This is a genomic window from Streptomyces sp. ICN903 (assembly GCF_022015835.1).
Taxonomy (GTDB): domain Bacteria; phylum Actinomycetota; class Actinomycetes; order Streptomycetales; family Streptomycetaceae; genus Streptomyces; species Streptomyces fenghuangensis.
Window position 1 is genome coordinate 1 of the sequence record NZ_JAKMAY010000536.1, and the last position, 1746, is coordinate 1746.

Sequence of the window (1746 nt, forward strand, 5' to 3'; positions counted from 1 at the left end):
GGGGAGGGCGGGTCCGGTGACGGGCGCCTGGGTCTGCCGCGGGGTCCTGGCGGCCGGCACCACGGCCGCGGGCGGTGCCTCGGCGCGCTGCTGGGCCAGCAGGTGCGGAGGCAGCAGGACCACCACACCGGTGCCGCCCCGGGAGGAGGGCCGGTAGCTCACGGAGATGCCGTACTTGTGGGCCAGCAGCCCGACCACGGCCAGGCCGAGCCGGGTGCCCTGGAGGTGGGCGAGGTCGGTCGACTCGCCGGAGACGGCCTTCTCCGCGCGGCGCATCGCGGCGTCGGACATGCGCAGTCCGCTGTCCTCGATGGTCACCACGAGGCCGGCGGTGCGCTCCTCGACGTAGACGTTGACCTCGTCGATGGGCGGGGAGAAGTTCGCCGCGTTGTCGATGAGTTCGGCGAGCAGGTGCATCACGCCCTCGGCGGCGAACCCGGCGATCGCGGTGGAGCTGGCGCAGTGCATGCGGACCCGCTGGTAGGCGGCGATGCGTCCCACCGCGCCGCGCAGGATGCTCTCCATGACGATCGGCTTGTTCCAGGCCCGGCTGGCGCGGCCGCCCATCAGCAGGGCCAGGCGGTCGGTGAGCAGCCCGATCTGCGAGGTGCTGTGGTCCAGCTTCAGCAGGTCGCCGAAGACCTCCTCGCCGTGGCGCTCCTGCATCTCGCGCAGGTCCGCCAGCATGCCCACGGCCGCCGCCTGCACCCGGCTGAGGGCCTTGGTGCCGGCCGTCCGGGCGGCGGCGGACCGCCGCTCGCTGGTCGCGTACTCCCGGATCACGAACTCCGTCAGGGCGGCCAGCCGCTCGTCGTCGGGGCGCGGCACCTTCGCCAGGACCGTACCCGCCGAGGCGCCGCCGCGCAGCCGCTCGAAGGCCCCGGGCAGGACCTCGGCCAGTAGGTTGTCCACCCCGCCCGCCAGCGCCTGTGCCCACCGGACCGCCTCGTCCCGCTCGGCCTGCGCGGACAGCCGCTGACCGGTGGCGGAGGAGACCTCGTGCGCGAAGGAGTGGAGGAGGCGCTGGAGCGGGAGGTCCTCCGGGAGGGGCACACCGGCCAGCGCGTCCTCGGGCCGCGCGCCGGTCCTCAGCCGCTCGGCGACCGCCGGCAGCACGGAGTCGGCCAGGTGCGCGGTGTGCGCCTGCCGCTGCTCGGCCCGGTGGCGCAGGGCCGCGATCTCGGCCGCCGCGTTCGCGGACGCGGTGGTCATCCGCTGCACCGTCAGGAACACGGCGAGGAAGGCCCCGACGGCCACCACCGCGGCCACCGCGATCACCCCCAGCACCCAGGGACGCGTGCTGTCGGGGGCGGCGGCGGCACCCGCCGCGCCGCCCGCCACGAGCGCCGTCAGGCAGACGGCGAGCAGGACGAGGGGCAGGCGTCCTTGGGGCACTCGGTGCTGGCCGGGGGCGGCAGGATCTGACATCGCGCAATCCCTGTGGCTGTGTGGGGGCGAGTGATGCGGTTCGGAAGACAAACGGCGGCCGAAAGCCCGCTGGAGGAAGGGGAGTTGCCTTCTCGTGCGATTGCCTGCGTCATAGTAACCATGCATCACGCTGCGCGTGTGCCGAGTCGGTGGACGGACGCTCGGACGGTTCTGCGCCGCGCCGGGCATGATGGGGTGCGACCACGACCTTCCCTGGGGGATCCATGCGCGTACGCGGTACGGCCGCCGTCCTGCCGGCCGTCATCACCGCCCTGCTCCTGGCCACCGCGTGCGGCGGGGGCGGGGGCGACGGGGGCC

Annotated in this window: 1 protein-coding gene; it reads right to left on the bottom strand. The window is 74.6% G+C overall.

Going from position 1 to position 1746, the window contains the following annotated elements:
* Window positions 1–1428 (bottom strand): sensor histidine kinase KdpD (locus L7D48_RS28585; RefSeq protein ID WP_237883974.1); only part of this gene is annotated, 1428 nt, incomplete at its 3' end.
* Window positions 1429–1746 lie beyond the last annotated feature (318 nt).